Genomic DNA, 20,193 nt, shown 5'->3' with positions numbered 1-20,193 from the left:
ATTTCTCTATTTATTGATTATTAATACTTTTTTCTAGGTTGCTAATTTGCTCGGCAAAGTAAACACTTTTTTCGGGATATTTCAAACGCAACTTTTCATAAATAGCAATAGCTTTTTCGTAATGCTTTTGCTTGATGTAAATATTTGCTAATGTTTCCGATAGTAAATCATCACTTTCCTTAAGACTTTGTTCATGGCGTTCGTTGCCGTTACTGCTAGGTTTACTATTGGGTTTGGCAATAACCTTTGGGGTATCAATATTTAAGAAATTATCGATTAGTTGCTGTGATTTTCTCTTTGGATTAGCTGTCTCTTTTTCACTGGATTGAACAGGAGCATGACGTAAGGCATTTAACCAATCAGAGAATGATCGATTTTCTTCTTCATTAATGTTGTCTGCATGATGTAACTGATAACCTGTATAGTCACTTGATTCATATTCCAGAAAGTCAGCACTTGGCAGAACAACAGGAGCTTCTTCTTCATCAGATTTGATTCCAAGATTACTAAAATCAAGTGTTTTTCCATCGTTGGTTTCATACACATCATCAGCCTGGAAATAATCACTGATAGAACTGATGTTTGTCGACATTTCAATGGAAGAACGGCTTTTGACATCCGGTTCTTCTTCAATCGTTGTCTTTGGAATTTCGAGTTCTTCAGCTTTTTGCTCCACTACCTTCACCTCTTCCTGAACAGGCTCTTCTTTGATCATCTCATTATTATGAATCAGATCAAATAGCCGTTTACGATCAACGATATAAGCTGCAGATGTTTTTAGTTCGCTATTGAACTTTACGTGATCAATTACATGCAGGTTTTTAACAAGCAACAGACGAGCCGTCTGGAACCAGGGATACTCTTCAATAATTTCATTTAGTGAAGCAACGGTATCCTTGTTCAGTCGATCCGGGCTGTTAACGTAATCAAAAAACTCTGTTTTGTTCATGTGTGATGTCTACCAGTCGGCAAAAGCCTTGTTGAAAATATTTTCAGTTATTTCTTCTACCATCTCTTTGGTTAAATCAGCTTCTACCGCATTAATGTTCTGATCAGAATCAAAATCACGAAAAGCGGAGAATGAAGATTCCCAGTTCTTTTTCGGGTCTTTATAATTTTTGTAGCGTACCTTAACATTCATCGTCAATCGGGTTTGTGCCGAAACCGCATCGGCCTGAATAGCCATAGGACGAATGTCGTATCCGGTGATCTCACCCGAAAAATCAATATCCCCATTATTTGAAGCCAGCTTAAGACGCGATTCATTCGTAATACGATCTTTAAGCCCTTCAGTAAATTCCTGACTTAACGTAGGATTAATTAAAGGAGCACGGTTGTTGAAATATTGAACCGAAAAGGTTTTAATATTTTCAGGGATAGAAGCTCCACTCATTGTCATTTCAATTTTGCAGGCTACCAATCCTGAAATGATCAGAGCCAATGCACCTAGTATTTTGATGTTTTTAATCATCTTCCAAGTATATTATCCTTCTATTTGATATTCTTTTATTTTACGATATAACGTGCGCTCCGAAATACCTAATTCACGGGCTGCATGTTTTCGTTTTCCATTGTATTTATCCAATGCCTTTTTTATCAGTTCAATTTCTTTATCAGCCAGAGATAATGATTCTTCTACAAACTCTTCGGTATCCTCAATACCAGTATGCTGATCGTTTGAAACATTGTTAAAAGTTGGAACTGTGGGCACATTATTATCACTTATAAAACTACCGTCATCATTCTGATATAACTTTTGAACAATGTTGGCATGCTCACTTTGTGCCACAACCGGACCATCTTCCAGTAAGCCATGAACAAGTTTTTTAAGGTCGTTCATGTCGCGTTTCATGTCAAACAAAACTTTGTACAATATTTCTCTTTCGGTATTGAAATCGGCTCCTCCAGGCATGCTTTTCTGGTCGATTAAGGCTGGGAGATTACCTCCAGTATGATAAGGAAGATAACGACTCATAACCTCTGCATCAATCTCTCTTTTTTGTTCGATAACAGAAATCTGTTCTGTGATATTTTTTAATTGACGAATGTTACCCGGCCAGCGATAACCCATTAAAAGTTTTTTAGCGTCTTCATCCAATTTGATAGCCGGCATGCGGTAACGATTGGCAAAATCACTTGAGAATTTTCTGAATAGCAAGTAAATATCTTCTGATCGATCCCGTAGAGGCGGAATCTTAATGGGTACACTGTTTAAACGATAATACAGATCTTCGCGAAACTTACTTTCTTTGATTGCCTTTTCCATATCGACATTAGTGGCAGCAACCACACGAACATCTGTTTTAAGAACCTTTGATGAACCTACTTTCATAAATTCACCTGTTTCCAGTACTCTTAAAAGTCTCACCTGGGTTGCCAAAGGAAGTTCCCCAATTTCATCCAAAAAGATGGTTCCTTTATTCGCTTCCTCAAAATAACCTTTCCGATCAGAAAGAGCTCCTGTAAATGCTCCTTTTTCATGGCCAAATAATTCAGAATCAATAGTACCTTCAGGAATGGCACCGCAGTTAACGGCAACATAAGGGCCATGTTTTCGGGCACTGTTCTGATGAATGATTTGAGGAAAAACTTCTTTACCGGTACCACTCTCACCAGTAATCAATACAGAAAGGTCGGTTGGAGCAACCTGTACGGCAACATCAATGGCTCTGTTGAGACCAAATGCATTACCTATGATGCCAAATCTTTGCTTGATTTGCTGTAGATCCATGGATTACTTTTTTTGAGTCGAAAATATTTAGACTGCAATTTTAGCAGATTGACTGACAAAGTTACAATTCTCATTGTTTTTTCAGGGAAAAGCTCAAAACAATTTTTGTTAATAGGAAGCCGAAAGAAAATATCATTAAATTTACCATGAAACCGATTTGATGATTATATGATTGAAAAGAATATTCTGGGATTAATCCCCGCCCGTTTTGGCTCAACCCGTTTCCCCGGTAAACCTTTGGCTGATATTGGCGGAAAACCAATGATTCAAAGGGTGTATGAACAAACCAAAAAACACCTTGATTTTGTTTATGTTGCTACCGATGATGAACGCATCGAAAAGGCAGTTTTGAGTTTTGGAGGAAAGGTAGTAATGACTTCAGTTGATCATCAGAGTGGTACCGACAGGTGTGCAGAGGCATTACAAAAAGTTGAGAAAATAGAAGGAAAAGAGTTTTATGCAGTTTTAAATATACAAGGTGATGAGCCTTTTATTAGCCCCGAACAGATTGCTTTGGTTGCCAATTGTTTTAATGAAGAAGAAACTCAACTGGCTACGTTGGTTAAACCTGTTTCTAAAACAGAAGATTTATTTAATCCCAACAAACCTAAAGTAGTGGTTAGTAAAGATAAAAAAGCACTTTATTTTAGCCGCTCGCCTATTCCATACCTGCGTTCAGAACCAGAGAAGGATTGGATTAGTAAACATCAGTATTATAATCATATTGGTTTGTATGGGTATCGTTCGGATGTTTTAAATGAAATAACCCGCCTGCCCCTTGGCCAATTGGAACTGGCCGAATCTTTAGAACAATTGAGATGGCTTGAGAATGGTTATTCCATTCGGGTAGAAGAAACCCATGAACAGGCAGTTGCCATTGATACACCTGAAGATCTTGAAAATCTGTTAAAATCCGGTATAATACAATAAAATATGACCACACCCAACCTCATAAAAACTGATCCATGGCTTGAACCACATACAAGTGAGATAATTCGACGGCATGAAAAGTTTCTTCATAAACTGGATGAGATAAATGAAATGTATGGAGGGCTTAAGCATTTTGCATCACGCTATGAGTGGATGGGACTGCATTCGGAGAATGGCGAATGGGTATTGAGAGAGTGGGCACCTAATGCAACAGCAATTTATCTGATAGGCGAATTTACGGGTTGGAATCCCAAGCCGGGATTTCAGTTTATCAGGAAGGATAAAGGAATATGGGAATTGTTTATTCCTGATCATATTCTGTCGCATAAAGATCATTTTAAGTTGCATGTTTTTTGGGAAGGTGGTGACGGACATCGTATTCCTTCTTATGCTAAAAGAGTGATACAGGATGAAGCAACCAAAGGATTTGATGCTCAGGTTTGGTGTCCCGAACATGAGTATACTTGGTCTGATTCTAAATTTAAGATACAGTCTGATGATTTTCATCCTTTGATTTATGAGGCACATGTTGGAATGTCTTCTGAGGAAGAAAAGGTTGCCTCATTCACCGAATTTACCGAAAATGTATTGCCTCATATCAAATCGCTTGGTTATAACACCATTCAGCTGATGGCTATTCAGGAGCATCCGTATTACGGAAGCTTTGGATATCATGTGTCCAATTTTTTTGCTGTCAGTTCAAGGTTTGGTACACCTGAAGAACTAAAAGGGCTGATTAATACAGCTCATAACATGGGGATTGCTGTTATTATGGATATTGTGCATTCACACTCGGTGAAAAATGAGTTGGAAGGACTAAGTAATTTTGATGGCGACCGCACCCAATATTTCGATCAGTACGACCATCCGGCCTGGGATTCAAGATGTTTCGATTATGGTAAAGAAGAAGTTTTAGCCTTTCTGTTATCAAACTGCAGGTATTGGATTGAAGAATTTCATTTTGATGGTTTTCGTTTCGATGGAGTTACCAGTATGATATATCACGACCATGGTTTGGGCAAGGACTTTACAGGTTACGATGATTATTTTCATGGTGTATCCAGTGAAGATGCTCTTTGTTATCTCACTCTGGCCAATCAACTTATTCATGATGTAAAACCATATGCAATAAGCATTGCTGAGGAGATGAGTGGTTATCCCGGTTTAGCGGGTAGGATTAAGGACGGAGGAATCGGTTTTGATTATCGTCTTTCAATGGGTGTGCCTGATTTTTGGATAAAACTGATAAAGGAACAGGCTGATGAAAACTGGAATGTTGGGCAAATTTATCATGAATTAAGTCAGCATAGGGTAGAGGAGCATACCATCAGTTATGCCGAATCGCACGACCAGGCCTTGGTGGGCGATAAAACTATCATTTTCAGGTTGGCAGATAAGGAGATGTATGAACACATGTCAACACATTGGAGAAATCTTGTGATTGACAGAGCTATGGCATTACATAAAATGATTCGCCTCATCACTTTAGGTACAGCTTCGGGCGGATATCTAAATTTTATGGGGAATGAATTTGGCCATCCCGAATGGATCGATTTTCCAAGAGAAGGAAATGGTTTTTCATTTAAGTATGCCCGTCGTCAATGGTCTCTGGTGAAAAATTCTGATTTGCGATTCAAGCAATTAAATGAGTTTGATGAGGCAGCTATAAATCTTTTTGCTTCAGAAAAAGTTCTCGATAAATATTTGGAACATCGTTTTGACAATGGACCGGATCAGGTGTTGGCTTTTTCAAGGGGTGACTATTTATTCGTTTTTAATTTTAATCCGGTTCAATCATTTACAGGTTATGGTATACCAGTAAATGCTGGTAAATACAAGGTTCTTTTTACAACTGATGATGAAAAGTTTGGTGGATTTAACCGAATAGAAAAAGGACAGATGTATTATAGTCAGGCAATTGCCAACGGACAACATCATTTGTTATTGTATCTGCCTGCCCGAATGGCTTTAGTGATTAAAAAACAGGAAATAAAGAGTGTTTATTAGTTCTGCCTGGTATTATTAATTTGACTTTAAGTTGAAAAAATAAGCTGGCCTTTTGTTAACAACATCATTTATTTTAAGTTTACAGCTGCATCATTCATAATTGCACAATTGAATGGTGCGGTTCTTTCCAAATAGTATACGTAACGCAACGTACTGGTAAAAATGTAGCCCAATCGAATGCTGCATTATATTAATAATGTTAATATTTAATCTATGCAAAAACATGTTGGCTTCTTCCTGGCCGGCCTAATGCTTCTATCAATTCCGATTAAAGCTCAGAAGGAAGAACACTTTAAATCTTATCATAAGACGAGTGAAATCACAACCTTACTTAAAAGTATTAAAGATCAATCCAATGGAAAGGTAAAACTGCATAACATTGCCACTAGTCCTGGAAGTAATCAATTGACAGTAATTGAGGTTGGTGCTGATCTTAAAAATGTACCGGCAGTTTTTGTAGCTGCCAATATGCAGGGTGTAAATCCTCTTTCGACCGAAGGAGCCTTGTACCTTACTGAGTATCTAACGGCACACAAAGAACTTAATAAAGAGTTAAAATGGTACATTCTTCCTGTTGGTAATCCTGATGCTGCCCAGAACTTTTTTGCCGTTTCAAAAATCAAATCGCCTAAAAATGCTTTTGCTGTCAACGATGATATGGATGAGCAAACCAACGAAGATGGTGTGGAAGATTTGAATGGAGATGGCTTTATTACCATGATGCGTGTTAAAAAACCAGATGGTGAGTATTCAATTTCAAAAACCGATTCGCTTTTGATGACAAAGGATGAAGATGGAGATGGAGGATGGACATTGTACTCTGAAGGTACCGATAATGATGGAGATGGTTTATTTAATGAAGATGGTTTGGGCGGAATTAATCCGGGGATAAACTTCCCACATGCTTTTAAATACTTTGATAAAGTTTCGGGATTATGGCCTGGTTATGCAAGTGAGACATATGGAATAATGAAGTTTATATATGATCATCCGGAGATAAATATGTGTATTACTTTAGGAGAGTCTTCGTTACTAACCAATATACCGGAGCCAGGTAAAGGAGGATTTGATCCGGAAAAAGTAAAGTTAAATAGCCGCATTGCCCGTATATCAGGGCTATCGCCTCAGCAAACCTATTCGGTGAAAGAGGTTGTGAAGGCCATTAGTGATGCACATCCTGAATACGACATTGAGGAGTCAGATGTAGTTGGAATGCTAATGGAGAAGGCCCTGACTGATTTTCAGAAACAAGATCTTTCGTTCTATAAAGATCTTTCAAAAAAATACCAGACAAACCTTAAAAAGCAAGGATATCAGACTAAAAGGATCAAACCGGAAGATCCGTTGAATGGATCGATAGAGTTATGGGCCTACTTTCAATTGGGAGTGCCATCACTAAGTGTAAATCTTTGGACACCTGAAATAAAAAGCGACACCACGAAAACTAAAAAGGATAAGGTTGAAGCAACTAAAAAAGCAAAGCCAGGCAAAGAAGAGCAATTGCTGGAATATTATAAAAACACGAATCAAAAAGCTTTTGTAGATTGGCAGGTTTATAATCATCCACAGTTGGGCGAAGTTGAAATTGGAGGTTTGATTCCGTTTATGGATAATACACCTGTTGAGGATAGTATCGCTTCAATTCTTGCCAAACAAATTCCGGCCCTTGCCAGTATTTGTAGTGAGCTACCTGCATTTAAATTCGTTGGCACAAAACTTAGCCCTTTGGGTGGAGGAGTCTACCGTTTGGAGACTTATCTTGAAAATATCGGAAATCTGCCATATCCTACCTATATGGGACAAATCAATCAGCAACCGGCACCATTAATGGTCACTCTTAAAGGTGATGGATTATCTATCATTGAAGGAAAAGAAAGAGTGAGGGTTAAATCCGTTCAAAGTCACCATGCACAAAAATTAGTTTGGGTGATCAAGGCTGGTAAGTCTGACGTATTGAAGTTGGCAACAAGTTGTCCTGCAATTGTAAATATTGAACAAGAAGTTAAAATCGAAAAATAATCTGCCATGAAGAATATACTTTTAGTTTTATTGGTGATGATAGGTCATCACATAATGGCACAAAATGAACAACATAAGATTGAAGTGCCGTTACGTTTCGATTTTTACTACAACTATGATGAGGTAACCGAGGCGTTAAAAGCATTGCATCAGGCCTATCCTAAATTAACATCGCTTGATGTGGTGGGACAAAGTGAAGAAGGTCGCGACATTTATGCCTTGACCATAAACAATGAAGCCACCGGAAAAGAGTCGGATAAGCCGGGCATCTATGTGGATGGTAATATTCATGGTAATGAAATTCAGGCTGGTGAGGTCTGTTTGTATTATGCCAATATGCTGTTGACTAAGTACAACGAAAATGAACGAATCAAAAAAGTGGTTGATAAAAATGTGCATTACATAGTACCTGTTGTAAATGTTGATGGGCGTGCTCATTTTTTCAATGATGCCAATACCATGCATAGTAGCCGGAGCCTGCGTGTCCCTCGTGATGACGATAAGGATGGATTACTGGATGAAGATACCTATGATGATCTGGATGGCGATGGAAGCATTTGCCAGATGCGAATTCGCGATCCTTTTGGGAAATATAAAACAGACCCTGAAGATGAACGTCTGATGGTAAGGGTTAAGCCGGGTGAAAAAGGTGAATGGACATTGTTGGGAAGTGAAGGTATTGATAATGACGGAGACGGAAGATTTAATGAAGATGCAGAAGGATATCTCGATCCAAACCGTAACTGGGGATATCGTTGGAATCCCAATTATATTGAGAGAGGTTCGGGATTGTACCCATTGTCGGGTGTTGGATTAAAAGCTTTGTCTGAGTATGTGATGAAACGACCCAATATCATTATGGCATTTATGTTTCATAATTATGGTGGTATGTGGCTTCGTGGCCCGGCTGTAAAAGATGAAACACTTGCCCCTGTTGATGTTAAACTTTACGATTATCTTGGCCAGAATGCTGAAAAGATGACACCCGGATATCGATATATGCCTTCATGGGAATTGTATCCAACAACAGGTGATTACGGAGAGTTTATGTATAATATTTGTGGCGCTTACACATTTGTTGGAGAGTTGTTCATGGGTTCGCAGGAAACTTATCGCAAGGATATTACAAAACCAGAGGAGGACAGAGATGAATCAAACAGGGAAAAATTAAAGTTTAACGATCATCTTGGTTTAGGTGAATTATACAAACCATGGGTTAAATTTAATCATCCGCAGTATGGTGAGATTGAAATTGGCGGTTGGGTTAAGATGAGTAACCGTTTGCCACATCCTTTTATGCTCAATGATCTGGTGCATCGAAATGCATCTGTTATCTTATTCGCGGCCGAGCAAACACCAGAAGTTACGATGGATGTTTTTGATATTCAAAAGCTGGATGGCAAGTTAAAGAGAGTACGTGTGAGATTAACCAATGCTAAAGGAATGCCAAGTTTAACAGGTATTTCGGTTAAAGAAAAACTTTTCCCACAAGATCAGCTTTCGATCAAGGGTGCAAAAGTAATTACGGGTGGTCAGATCACTAATTTATTGCTGGATGATGTGAAGTATAAAGAATATAAACCTGAGATTCAATTTGTGACAGTTCCGGGGTTTGATAAAAAAGAATATGAGTTTATTGTGGAAGGAAGTGGTAAAATTACCATTGAATACAACTCGGTGAAGGCTGGAAAATTGAGTAAAACTATAATGCTGTAGTCAAACACAATTCATAAAAAAAAGGAGGAAGTGGAAGCATTTCCTCTTTTTTCGTTTAAACGAAAAATTTCGATGTATTTTTATGACATAATAAACAGAAATGAAAAAGACCAATGCTATTCGGTTACTTGATAAGCAAAAGATAAAATACGAAACAGTTGAATATACTGTTGATGAAACGGATTTAAGTGCTCCAACGGTTGCTTCTAAATTGGGACAGAATGTAGAACAGGTTTTTAAAACATTGGTCTTACGGGGTGATAAAACAGGAGTTTTCGTTTGTGTGATTCCCGGGAATGATGAGGTGGATTTAAAAAAAGCTGCCAAAATTTCGGGTAATAAAAAAGCCGAAATGATTCAGATGAAAGAATTACTGCCTCTTACCGGATATATCAGAGGAGGATGCACACCAATTGGTATGAAAAAACCTTATCCTAATTATATTCATCATTCGTGTTTAGATTTTGATTTCATCTTTATCAGTGCCGGCCAACGTGGTATGCAGATCAAATTAAATCCCAAAAATTTAATTGACTTTGCACGGATGGAAGTTGGTGAGTTAATTTAGGATATAATGTACCTCAAGATTCTTCTATTAATTAGGTAAGCAGTTCCAATACCAATGGAGTAACAGATCAGATCACTTGTTGAATAGTCATAACCAATTACCAAAGCAATGATTTTATAACTGCGAAGTGTTTCAATCCAATCATATTTCATTAATTGTGAGAACTCGATTAGATATGAAAAAATTAAAGCAGCCAATAACCGTTTATATAGCGCTAATTTTGGAAATAACACCCCGAAAAAACAAAATACCATGGCTCCCCAGATGATATCCCCGATATAGGGTTCAATCAATTCGGTGATAGTTATATATTCTGATCTTATATACAATCCGAAAAAGATTAGTACTAAAGTTGAGAATAGGTATATAAGTCTTGGCTTTGTGAATAATTTCATGGAATCTTTAAATAGTTGATGAAGATAGGTAACATTCATCATCTGTTATTCATTAAGCCGGAAAAATTAATTGCCAATCTTTCACTCCTGAAAGATTTCTGTCGGCCATTTTTGAGCGAATAAAATTGAATAATAGATAAAGAGATTAACAGCAATGGCTCCAACCTTATTAAAAAACAGTGCGAATCCATTGGGAAAAATAATGAGGCAGGTTGTAGATAAAAATGCAGTAATAACTGCAAGTGTTTGCCAGCTTTCATTTGCAACCAATATGTCTTTAAAACCAAGTGCTGTTAAGATTCCTAATACTCCTGTTGTGAGAAATAGGATGAAACAAATTGTTTTATTGGTTCTTTCACTAAAGTCTTTAAACAACCATGACTTAGCAGGGTCAGCCTTATTAATTTTAACACCTAAACTGGCAACTACTCCTTGAAAATGCCCTATGCCATGAATGAGCAGGGCAAGAAAGACGATAAGCTTAATGTTTCTTGAGTTCATCTTATTTTTAGATTATCTGGGTTTAATTTGTTGGAATGAATTGTAAATCAAGTTTCTAAAAATAATTCAGGAAGTCAATAGCAAACAAAAAAAAGGGGCCGAAGCCCCTTGTGAATATTATAACCATCGCATAATACTAAAATCTTGCCTGTGGGGCAGATGATCATGTGTCGGATACATTCTTATTCCAAACTTAAATACTCCCGGTAAATTAAGGGTATGTTTAAGTTGATAATGAATTTTTGTTCCTTCCTCTTTTACCAGGTCGAAAGCATGTGTATGAACTGTTTTAGGACTTGCATCATCATTTCCATCAACAACAACCATCTCCAGTCCAACATCAATACCATACAACTGTTTAAGATCTATAGCCACATGAATAGAGTACTCTTCTCCAATTCCAAGTTCCTGACGACCGATATCCGGTAAATCAATTTCCAGTACATCAACATGATCCCAGTTTAACAAAACCTTACGCTTCCATGCTGCCAACTCACGTGCAATCTTATAATCATCTTCAATCAGAGTCTTCAGACGTTTACCCATTGGATCGTAAAAACGACTGCGGTAATCATCCATCATACGTTTGGTTGTATAGTCAGGTGCAATGGATGATATTGAATTCTTCACATATTGCATCCATTTGGCAGAAATTCCGTCATCATCCTGTTCGTAATAAGCAGGAATCAACTCATTTTCGAGGATACTGTATATTACAGCGGCATCCAATTCATCCTGGTAATTCTGGTTCTCGTATGTACGTTTGTCAGTAAGTGCCCATCCTGCATTTTCGCGATATCCTTCGTACCACCATCCGTCTAATACGCTGAAGTTAAGTACACCATTCATTTCGGCTTTCTGTCCTGATGTACCGGATGCTTCCAATGGACGGGTTGGAGTATTTAACCAAACATCTACACCACTAACCAAACGTTTAGCCATATCCATGTCATAGTTTTCAAGGAAAACAATTTTTCCAATAAACTCAGGGCGACGCGAGATTTCAACAATGTGCTTGATCAACGATTGACCACCACCATCAGCAGGGTGTGCTTTACCTGAAAATATAAACTGAACTGGACGATCAGGATTATTAACAATCCGGGCTAATCTTTCTGTATCAGTAAATAACAGGTGAGCCCTTTTGTAAGTGGCAAATCGGCGTGCGAAACCAATGGTTAAAGAGTTTTCATCCAACTTTTCCATCACCTCGTAAATAGTAGATGGATCAGAATGTGTGGTAGATAAGTTTTCGTAAGTACGGTCTTTAATATAATCAATCAGTTTTTTCTTAAGATCTTTTCTTATCGACCATATTTTACCGTCAGATAAACTCTGAATATGTTCCCAGTATTTTTTATTGGCAAGATCAGTCATGAAGTCATCATCGAACTGAGTCTCATAAAATACCCTCATATCTTTAGCAGTCCATGTTCCGTAATGCACTCCATTGGTTACATATCCGATATGAAGCTCCTGTGGATAGAATCCTTTCCACAGATTTTGGAACATATCTTTAGATACTTCACCATGCAACCAGCTAACTCCGTTCATCTCCTGAGATGTTTTTGCCGCCAGGTTACTCATGCTGAATTTCTCACCTTTATCACCAGGGTTTTCTCGTCCCAGATCCATGAAATCATCCCACGAAACATTTAGCTTCTCAGGGATGTGACGCATATATACACGTAGCAGATCTTCATCAAATTTATCGTGTCCTGCAGGCACAGGGGTATGAGTTGTAAACAATGAAGAGGCGCGAACCAGTTCCATTGCTTCATTGTAAGTAAACTTACTTTCAATTAAATCAATCATTCGCTGAATGTTGATAAGAGCAGCGTGACCTTCGTTGCAGTGATAAACCTGATTGTTAATACCAAGTTCATTCAACATGCGCATTCCACCCATACCAAGTAATATCTCTTGTTTTAGACGATTTTCCCAGTCACCTCCATACAGGCTATGAGTGATGTCTTTATCCTGCTGATTGTTTTTAGCAACATCGGTATCTAGTAAATATAACGGAATACGCCCAACCATTGCTTTCCAAACTTTGGCGTAAACTGTGCGCCCAGGCATATTAAGAGCAACTTCAACCAACGAACCATCTTCATTTCTAACTTCGTCGAGAGGCAGACTTGAGAATTCCTGTGCATCATAAAGCGCCATCTGTTCACCACTTAGCGACAGGGCTTGTTTAAAATATCCATATCGATATAATAAACCTACGGCTACCATATTGACAGCACAGTCACTTGCTTCTTTCAGATAATCTCCGGCCAATACACCCAATCCACCTGAGTATATCTTCAGGATATCGTTAATTCCATATTCCATACTGAAATAGGAAATAGAAGGGCTGTCGCAATAAGGTCTTTCCATATATTTTGTAAACATGGAGTATACCTTATTTACTTTACTAACGTATTGCTCATCCTTTGCTAAAGTACTTAATCTGTCATATGGTACTTTTTCAAGCAGTAACATTGGATTTTTCTTGACTTCAGACCAAAGCTCTCCATCTATTTCTTCGTATAGCTCTGTTGCCTGATAATTCCACGACCACCATAAGTTGTGACTTAACTCCTGAAGGGGAGCAAGAGACTCAGGTAGTTTAGACTTAACGATAATCTTTTTCCACTTTGGCTGAGATGATGGTTGCGGTTTAGTTCTGATTCTTGCATCTTTCTGAAGTGGACTTATCGAATCTTTTCTACTTTCAACAGCTTTTAAAGCAATGTCAAAAGCATTGTAATAATGCTTTATTAATGCATCCCAGGCAACCGAATCTGCTATGTCATTCGCTTTGCTTCTACTTAATGCAACATCATCACTACCAAGTTTTGCATATTGCTTAATTACTTCTGCTGTGGCATTCACAATTTCGTTGTGATTTGAATCATCACGATGAAGAACAGCAACTCCTTCAGTAATATCTTTAGATAATTTACTTGCATATAATCCAAATCCCGCTAGATCCGTAGTAATGGTTGGGATCTGAAATGCAAGACTTTCAACCGGAGTATATCCCCAAGGTTCGTAATAAGAAGGGAAAACGGTTAAATCCATACCAATCAAAAGATCGTAGTATGGCATATTGAAAATACCATCATCACCTTTGAGATAGGAAGGAACAAATATCAGTTTAACTTTATCACCTTGTTCGTTATTTAGGTGGGTATCTTGTATTTTATTGATGATAGGGTCATAACCCAGATCATTCAGGCCATGGGTTAAAAAAGGATTGTCAAGCAGATGGTTTTTATCTTTGCTTTCCAATTTCTCAATTAAGTCTTTCCGAGGGCCATAGGAGTTAGCTGGAATCAGTACAAAAGCAACTACTTCACGATCCAATGCCTGAGGTTCGTTTAGTTTTTGAAGAGTATCCATAAAAACGTCGATACCCTTGTTCTTAAACTCATAGCGTCCACTATTAGCAATAAACATAGCATCTGAAGATAGTTCGTAGCCCAAAAGAGCTTCTGCAACTTCTTTCAGTTTATTACGGGCGATGGATCTTTTCTGATCAAAATCTTCTCCTTTGGGAACAAAATCTTCTTCAAAACCATTGGGAGTTACAACATCTACTTCACGGGTCAGAAACTGTTTACATTCTCTGGCAGTGATTTCAGAAACGGTTGTGAAGCAATCAACATTAACTGCTGCTTTCTTTTCCATCGAGTGCTTCGCCACAATGTGAAGGTCCTGTGCCTTTGTATCTCCATCATATTCGGTTAAGCTGTCATAAAAAGCATATCCATTACCAGCAAGTGAACGGCCCACAACAGTTGCATGTGTTGTAAAAATAGTACCAACCTGAGGTAATGCTTTATTTAGATATAAAGCTCCGGATCCGGTCATCCATTCATGGTAATGAGCAATTACCTTGTCGTTCATTCCCAGGAAGTAACGATAAAAACTTTCGATTACCTTTCCTGAAGCATATCCAAACAAAACCGATTCGATGTAATCCCATTGCCCACTAATACTGTCAACTGCAAACCATTCCCAATACTTTGCAAGTATATCATCTTTCATTTGCATGAAAGAGGTGAAGTCAACTAAAACTACTATTGGTCTTCCAACAATATTCCATCTTCCTATTCTAACCGCAATTCCTTCCTGTTGTAGCTCATCTTTCCAATCCGGAAAAAGGCTGTTTTCCTCTAAAAATTCAGGGTTTGTAGGTGTACCCCTCCAAACATCAGGACCTATATAAATCACTTTGTCCTGAAACTCCTGCACCAACGTTTGTGCTTTGGTGGCTAAAACCGTATGTATGCCGCCCATTTTATTGCACACTTCCCAACTTGTTTCAAAAATATAGTCGGGCTTTAAAAAGCTACTAATCATACCTCTGTTTTTTGTTTTCCGACCAATAGGTCAACTCTTTCTTCACAGTTTGATAACCGCATTCAGCTGATCGTCGCCCATTCCAGTCTCGACAAAATCATCAGCTTCCTCTTCGGTCATCCATGTCTTATTATCAATCAAATAACGAAATTGAACATCAACACCTGTTTCTAGGTAGCAGGTTTGAGAAAAAGATCCGTTTTTAAGTTTTTCCATACTTGTTTCAGTAGGGCTCCAATTGTTGAAACTACCAACAATGTTTACGGATTCAACATTGTTTAATTTGCCTAATTTAAAGGTCACTTTACATTCAGGTCGACTTTTTAGGTACTGTTTCTTAATACTCATGATAAAAAGTTTAAGGTTAATAAGTCAAGTTGCCTGTGTGTTACTATAATTGAGGATTGTTGTTTTAAATTTTATTAGTTGTGGATTTTAATTGTTTCTCCAGTTGTTTTATTTTTTTGTCTTTCTTTTCAATTATACGCGACAGGTTAGCTAATTCCTGTTCTATATTTGATTCTGGAATGGCTGCATTTAATCGCAGTGTGAAATCACTCAATACATTCATATAGTTTATAAATGCTTCATAAGGCGTTTCATAAGGATTAAAATATGCATGCACTTCTCCATCGGAAAAGAATTTAGTACTCATGTAATAAAAATGATCGCTAACCTGAAGATATTGCCAGTCTTTCAACAGCTTTTCGTCTTCGCATTGATTAATTTTTGGCAAAAGCGAATATAGTTTATCAAAAGCTTCCTTTTGCATTTCATTACCTAGCCAGGCAGTTAAATCACGTTCTTCATCAGCCCAGCTAATTGGATGTGGAACATGCACGGACGAAACGGGTTGTAACTTCTCAATCGCTTCTGAAGGGGTAACAAACTGAAGCTTTTTATGTTTGATGACCTTTTCTGGTAAATCTTCTAAAAATTCAAAAATTCCTGTTTCTTTCCATTGGTGTTCTCCAAAGGTTTCGTAATCCATAAACAGGTTTATGATTTCTTCTTTCTTATCCAGTTGAGCAAGCCAGTCAACATATTTCTGAGTTGTTAAAGGCCATTCGCACCATCCTTTGTTACCAAAGCGAAATGCAATGTCGTCACTTAAAACAAAGTTTTTAAGCAATACTTTTAATTTAGGATCGATGGCGTTACAATAAAGAAAGTTAGGGCTTTTCCAACCTAATATGTGTTTGGCCCCTTCGGTTAGCATACCTTCGTATCCCAATGTTTTGACCATTTGACCTATTTCATCAGAGTAGATCAATTCAGTGTTTCGAAATACTTTAGGTTTGTACCCAAAAAGTTCTTTTACAGTTTGAGCATGTTGTTTTACCTGACGCTTAAATTCCTTCTCGTCTTTTAGAGCAACCAAAGAATGCGAATATGTCTCAGCCAGTAATTCAACATCACCAGTATCCACCAATTCTTTGAAACTTTCGATTACTTCGGGTGCATATAGTCTGAATTGATCCAACGCAACGCCGGAAATAGAAAAGGCTATTTTAAATTTACCTTTGTACTTTTTTAAGAGCTTTAACAATAATTCATTAGTTGGTAAATAGCACTTGGTTTTTACCTTGTCTAATACCGATTCGTTGGTATAATCATCATAGTAATAATGGTCCTGGCCAATATCAAAAAAACGGTATCTTCTGAATCTGAATGGTTGATGTACCTGAAAATAAAAGCAAATATTTCTCATAGTCTGTGGTTTTCTTTAGGGTAAAACACTGTCGTAAACTAATTTCACTTTTCTGGCTGAGTTTTCCCATTTTAATGAGTCAACTTCTTCTTTTCCATGTTTAATAAACATCTTTGAAAGTGCCGGGTAGCTTACAATACCATGGATAGCGTCGGCCATGGCTTCAATATCCCAGAAATTGGTTTTAATCGCATAAGTTAGTATTTCTGCTACTCCTGATTGATTTGAAATCAGCACAGGAACAGAGCTTTGCATTGCTTCAAGAGGGGAGATGCCAAAGGGTTCAGAAACAGATGGCATAACGTATAAATCGCTCATGCGAAGCATATGAAATACATCATCACCTTTTAAAAACCCTGTAAAATGGAATTTATCAGTAATGTTCAGACTGGCAGCTCTTCGAATCATCTTTTCCATCATGTCGCCACTTCCAGCCATCACAAATCGCACATTGTCAACTCTTTTTAGAACGGCGTTGGCGACTTCAATAAAGTACTCTGGGCCTTTCTGCATTGTGATTCTACCTAAAAAGGTAACAATCTTCTCGCCAACCTTCTTTTGAAATGGAACAGGGATTTCATTATGATTTGGCTCAACAGCATTGTAAACTGTCACTACTTTATCTTCGGGGATGCCATATTTTTCAATTACAATGTTTCGGGTTAGGTTGCTAACTGTTATTACTTTATCAGCAGCTTCCATTCCACGTTTTTCTATTTCGTAAACGGTTGGGTTAACACTTCCTCCACTTCTGTCAAAATCAGTGGCATGAACATGCACAACCAAAGGTTTACCAGTAGCCTCTTTCGCAGCAATACCTGCCGGGTAGGTAAGCCAGTCGTGTGCATGTATTATATCAAATTCATGATCCTGAGCTATTAAATTGGCAATGATCGCGTAATCAGCAATCTCTTTCAGAAGATTTGGACCATAGGTACCGGTAAACTGAACGAGACCAGATTCGTCAGTCTGAACAAATTTATGCATAGTACTCACTTCATAACTCTGCAATTTCCAGAATTCATCCGGATCGACATAAGGAACCAATTTTGAACTTACTTCAATATAATCCAAGGTCTTAGAAAATTGACTGACATTCAGTTTTCGATGTTTGATTGGAACTTTATTTGCACCAACCAGCTGCATGGTTGATTGATCTTCATCTCCAAACGCTTTTGGAACGACAAAAATTACATCCAAATCGGGGATATGGGCAATTCCCTTGGTAAGCCCATAACAGGCTGTACCTAATCCTCCCGAAATATGGGGAGGGAATTCCCATCCAAACATAAGTACTCTCATAGACTTAGGTTTATTAAAGTGAGTATGGTTCAATCGATTTAATGACTCTTAAAATACCAGCAACATTCCATGCCATCGACACCGCACCTTTGGCTGTGTGTGGTGGGTTACCGTTATACGCTTCGGAGATGGTACCTAAACAGTGTTCCCCTAATTCTTTCTCATAGTCTTCAAGTATCCTTTTTATAAAGTAGACACCTCCTTGTTTATGAAGCGATAGATAAGCATCGGCAAAAAATGAAACCAGCCATGGAAAAGCAGTTCCCTGATGAAGTGCTAAATCACGCTGGGCAACGGTTCCTTCCATTACACCCTTATAATGCGGGTCTTGCGGAGAAAGGCTGCGAATTCCTTTTTGCGTTACTAATTCTTTTTTTATGATGTCAACAACCGATTTTTTCTGATCAGTACTTAGTGGAGAATAGGGGAGTGCTGCTGCTATCAATTGGTTGGGCCTGATACTCCCATCCATTGTCTCACCATCATTACAATCAGCAAGGTACTCCAGCTCTTCTATCCAGTAATATTTATTAAACGAGTTTTTAACTTGCTCAGCAAATGGTTCCCATGCCGATACAAATTCAGTTTCGTTATTTTGTTTTGCTAATTCAATTGAAAACCTGATCGCATTATACCAAAGAGCATTTACCTCAACTGGCATTCCATACCTTGGCGTTACAGGCTTATTATCAACAATTGCATCCATCCAGGTAAGAGGGATATTTTCTACTTTGGCGTAAATTAATCCATCAACTAATCTGAATTTTTCATGATTGGTTTCTTTGTACCTGTTAAGGATGTCTTTCATTACATCACCAAATTCATCCCAAATATTGTCTACCTTACAATACTCGATGCACATTTCAAAAGTCCAGAATAACCAAAGGGGTGCGTCAATGTCTTTTACAATGAAATCATTACCCGAGAGGTACTCTTTTTTAATTTGTTCAACGGCAGTTTTTAGAATTTTCGAAAAGTCAGTTTTATCTTTTTGAAAAACGGTTAATCCTGGCAACGAAACCAAGGTATCACGTAAGCGGGTTCCATACCAATGGTAGCCAGCTATTAATTTGGTTTCTTTCTGATTACGGATAATAAACTGTTGAGCTGCATTTAGCAGGTTATTTTGTAAACTGCTTCGAGGTACCCGCTTATTAAGTTCGCGGGTGAATTTTCCTTTTAATGAACCCGGTTTTGCTTCTACTGTTCCACCTGCAAAAACGATACTTTCACCTTTTTTTATTTCAACCTCAAAATAGCCAGGTACATATAAATCTTCAGAATAATTGTAACCCCTGTTTTGTTCTTTTACATATTCAATGTTGCGAAACCAATCGGGGTTGGGAACATAGTCGTTAGCTTTATTAAGTTGCATATAGATTGGAGGGAATCCATCATATAAAGATATACTAATGCCACTATCTTCCACTTTGTATTTGGTGTTGGCATACATGTTTTCATGAGTCAGGTCATGAATGTTTCTGAAAGCCAGAAAAGGTGTTAAACGCAAGGTTGTTGGAGAATGAGCTTCTTCTAATGTGTAACGAAGCAGTACTTGCGACTCTTTCTCAGAAAGAATTACTTCCTGAGACATTACGACACCTCCAACCCGATAGGATGTTTTGGGTATTGGAAACGTTGTATAATCACGAATATATTTATGCCCTTTGGGTTCGTAATGGCTACCCTGATATTTATGAATACCCAGGTTAAATACTTTATTTCTTTGAATAATACTAACATCTAAGGAGGATAACAAAACATGTCGTTCATTATCGAGCTGTTCGATAGGAGCCACCAGCAATCCATGATATTTGCGGGTGTTGCAGCCAATGATTGAGCTGCTTGAATAGGCACCTGCTCTGTTGGTCCGTAGAATTTCTTTAAAAAGAGAATACTCCAGATTAACCAACTGGCTTTTATCCAAATGTTCAATACTCATATGCTAAGAAATTAAGTA

Annotated in this window: 15 protein-coding genes; 5 read left to right on the top strand and 10 right to left on the bottom strand. The window is 37.9% G+C overall.

What is annotated here, in order from left to right; translation table 11 throughout:
• Positions 1 to 10: 10 nt before the first annotated feature.
• Genes ACRD62_RS01860 through ACRD62_RS01850 form a run of 3 tightly spaced genes read right to left on the bottom strand, consistent with a single transcriptional unit; the run spans position 11 to position 2,731 of the window.
• Positions 11 to 949, bottom strand: coding sequence for a tetratricopeptide repeat protein (locus tag ACRD62_RS01860; RefSeq protein WP_430818417.1), 939 nt, complete (start codon positions 947 to 949; stop codon positions 11 to 13).
• 9 nt (positions 950 to 958) lie between these two features.
• Entirely contained in the window at positions 959 to 1,471 is a 513-nt protein-coding gene (locus ACRD62_RS01855) for an LptE family protein (protein WP_430818416.1), read from the bottom strand.
• A gap of 12 nt (positions 1,472 to 1,483) precedes the next feature.
• The gene (locus ACRD62_RS01850) at positions 1,484 to 2,731 is read right to left on the bottom strand and encodes a sigma-54 interaction domain-containing protein (RefSeq protein WP_430818415.1); all 1,248 of its coding nucleotides are present in this window, start codon (positions 2,729 to 2,731) and stop codon (positions 1,484 to 1,486) included.
• Positions 2,732 to 2,899: 168 nt separating this feature from the next.
• Here ACRD62_RS01850 and kdsB point away from each other — a divergent pair, with 168 nt between their 5' ends.
• From kdsB to ybaK, 5 genes are all read left to right on the top strand, one after another.
• Entirely contained in the window at positions 2,900 to 3,661 is a 762-nt protein-coding gene (kdsB, locus tag ACRD62_RS01845) for a 3-deoxy-manno-octulosonate cytidylyltransferase (RefSeq protein WP_430818414.1), read from the top strand.
• Between the two features lie 3 nt (positions 3,662 to 3,664).
• Positions 3,665 to 5,668 (top strand): alpha amylase C-terminal domain-containing protein, encoded by a 2,004-nt coding sequence (locus ACRD62_RS01840; protein ID WP_430818413.1) that lies wholly within the window; start codon positions 3,665 to 3,667, stop codon positions 5,666 to 5,668.
• A 213-nt stretch (positions 5,669 to 5,881) separates the two neighbouring features.
• Positions 5,882 to 7,687 carry a DUF8731 domain-containing protein gene (locus tag ACRD62_RS01835; RefSeq protein ID WP_430818412.1) on the top strand — a complete coding sequence of 602 codons (1,806 nt, stop codon included), beginning with the start codon at positions 5,882 to 5,884 and terminating at the stop codon, positions 7,685 to 7,687.
• Positions 7,688 to 7,693: 6 nt separating this feature from the next.
• Complete coding sequence (locus ACRD62_RS01830; protein ID WP_430818411.1) at positions 7,694 to 9,403, top strand: M14 family metallopeptidase; 1,710 nt, start codon at positions 7,694 to 7,696, stop codon at positions 9,401 to 9,403.
• Between the two features lie 100 nt (positions 9,404 to 9,503).
• The gene (gene ybaK, locus ACRD62_RS01825; protein WP_430818410.1) at positions 9,504 to 9,971 is read left to right on the top strand and encodes a Cys-tRNA(Pro) deacylase; all 468 of its coding nucleotides are present in this window, start codon (positions 9,504 to 9,506) and stop codon (positions 9,969 to 9,971) included.
• Here ybaK and ACRD62_RS01820 read toward each other — a convergent pair.
• From ACRD62_RS01820 to ACRD62_RS01790, 7 genes are all read right to left on the bottom strand, one after another.
• Entirely contained in the window at positions 9,968 to 10,300 is a 333-nt protein-coding gene (locus tag ACRD62_RS01820) for a ribosomal maturation YjgA family protein (RefSeq protein WP_430818409.1), read from the bottom strand. The two genes, ybaK and ACRD62_RS01820, sit on opposite strands and share 4 nt — an antisense overlap.
• A 147-nt stretch (positions 10,301 to 10,447) precedes the next feature.
• Positions 10,448 to 10,867, bottom strand: coding sequence for a hypothetical protein (locus tag ACRD62_RS01815; protein WP_430818408.1), 420 nt, complete (start codon positions 10,865 to 10,867; stop codon positions 10,448 to 10,450).
• 117 nt (positions 10,868 to 10,984) lie between these two features.
• The gene (glgP, locus tag ACRD62_RS01810; protein WP_430818407.1) at positions 10,985 to 15,220 is read right to left on the bottom strand and encodes an alpha-glucan family phosphorylase; all 4,236 of its coding nucleotides are present in this window, start codon (positions 15,218 to 15,220) and stop codon (positions 10,985 to 10,987) included.
• A gap of 42 nt (positions 15,221 to 15,262) precedes the next feature.
• Entirely contained in the window at positions 15,263 to 15,568 is a 306-nt protein-coding gene (locus tag ACRD62_RS01805; RefSeq protein ID WP_430818406.1) for an isoamylase early set domain-containing protein, read from the bottom strand.
• 64 nt (positions 15,569 to 15,632) lie between these two features.
• On the bottom strand, positions 15,633 to 16,931 hold the full coding sequence (locus ACRD62_RS01800) for a glycoside hydrolase family 57 protein (RefSeq protein WP_430818405.1): 1,299 nt from the start codon (positions 16,929 to 16,931) through the stop codon (positions 15,633 to 15,635).
• A gap of 15 nt (positions 16,932 to 16,946) precedes the next feature.
• A complete protein-coding gene (locus tag ACRD62_RS01795) occupies positions 16,947 to 18,233 on the bottom strand; it encodes a glycosyltransferase (protein ID WP_430818404.1) in 1,287 nt (428 codons plus the stop codon).
• A gap of 13 nt (positions 18,234 to 18,246) precedes the next feature.
• On the bottom strand, positions 18,247 to 20,175 hold the full coding sequence (locus ACRD62_RS01790; protein ID WP_430818403.1) for an amylo-alpha-1,6-glucosidase: 1,929 nt from the start codon (positions 20,173 to 20,175) through the stop codon (positions 18,247 to 18,249).
• Between the last annotated feature and the right edge of the window lie 18 nt (positions 20,176 to 20,193).

The sequence above is a fragment of the Carboxylicivirga caseinilyticus genome (genome assembly GCF_050589785.1).
GTDB classification, from domain to species: domain Bacteria; phylum Bacteroidota; class Bacteroidia; order Bacteroidales; family Marinilabiliaceae; genus Carboxylicivirga; species Carboxylicivirga caseinilyticus.
Note: the sequence above shows the minus strand (reverse complement) of the source record. Positions and strands in the feature narration are given on the sequence as shown.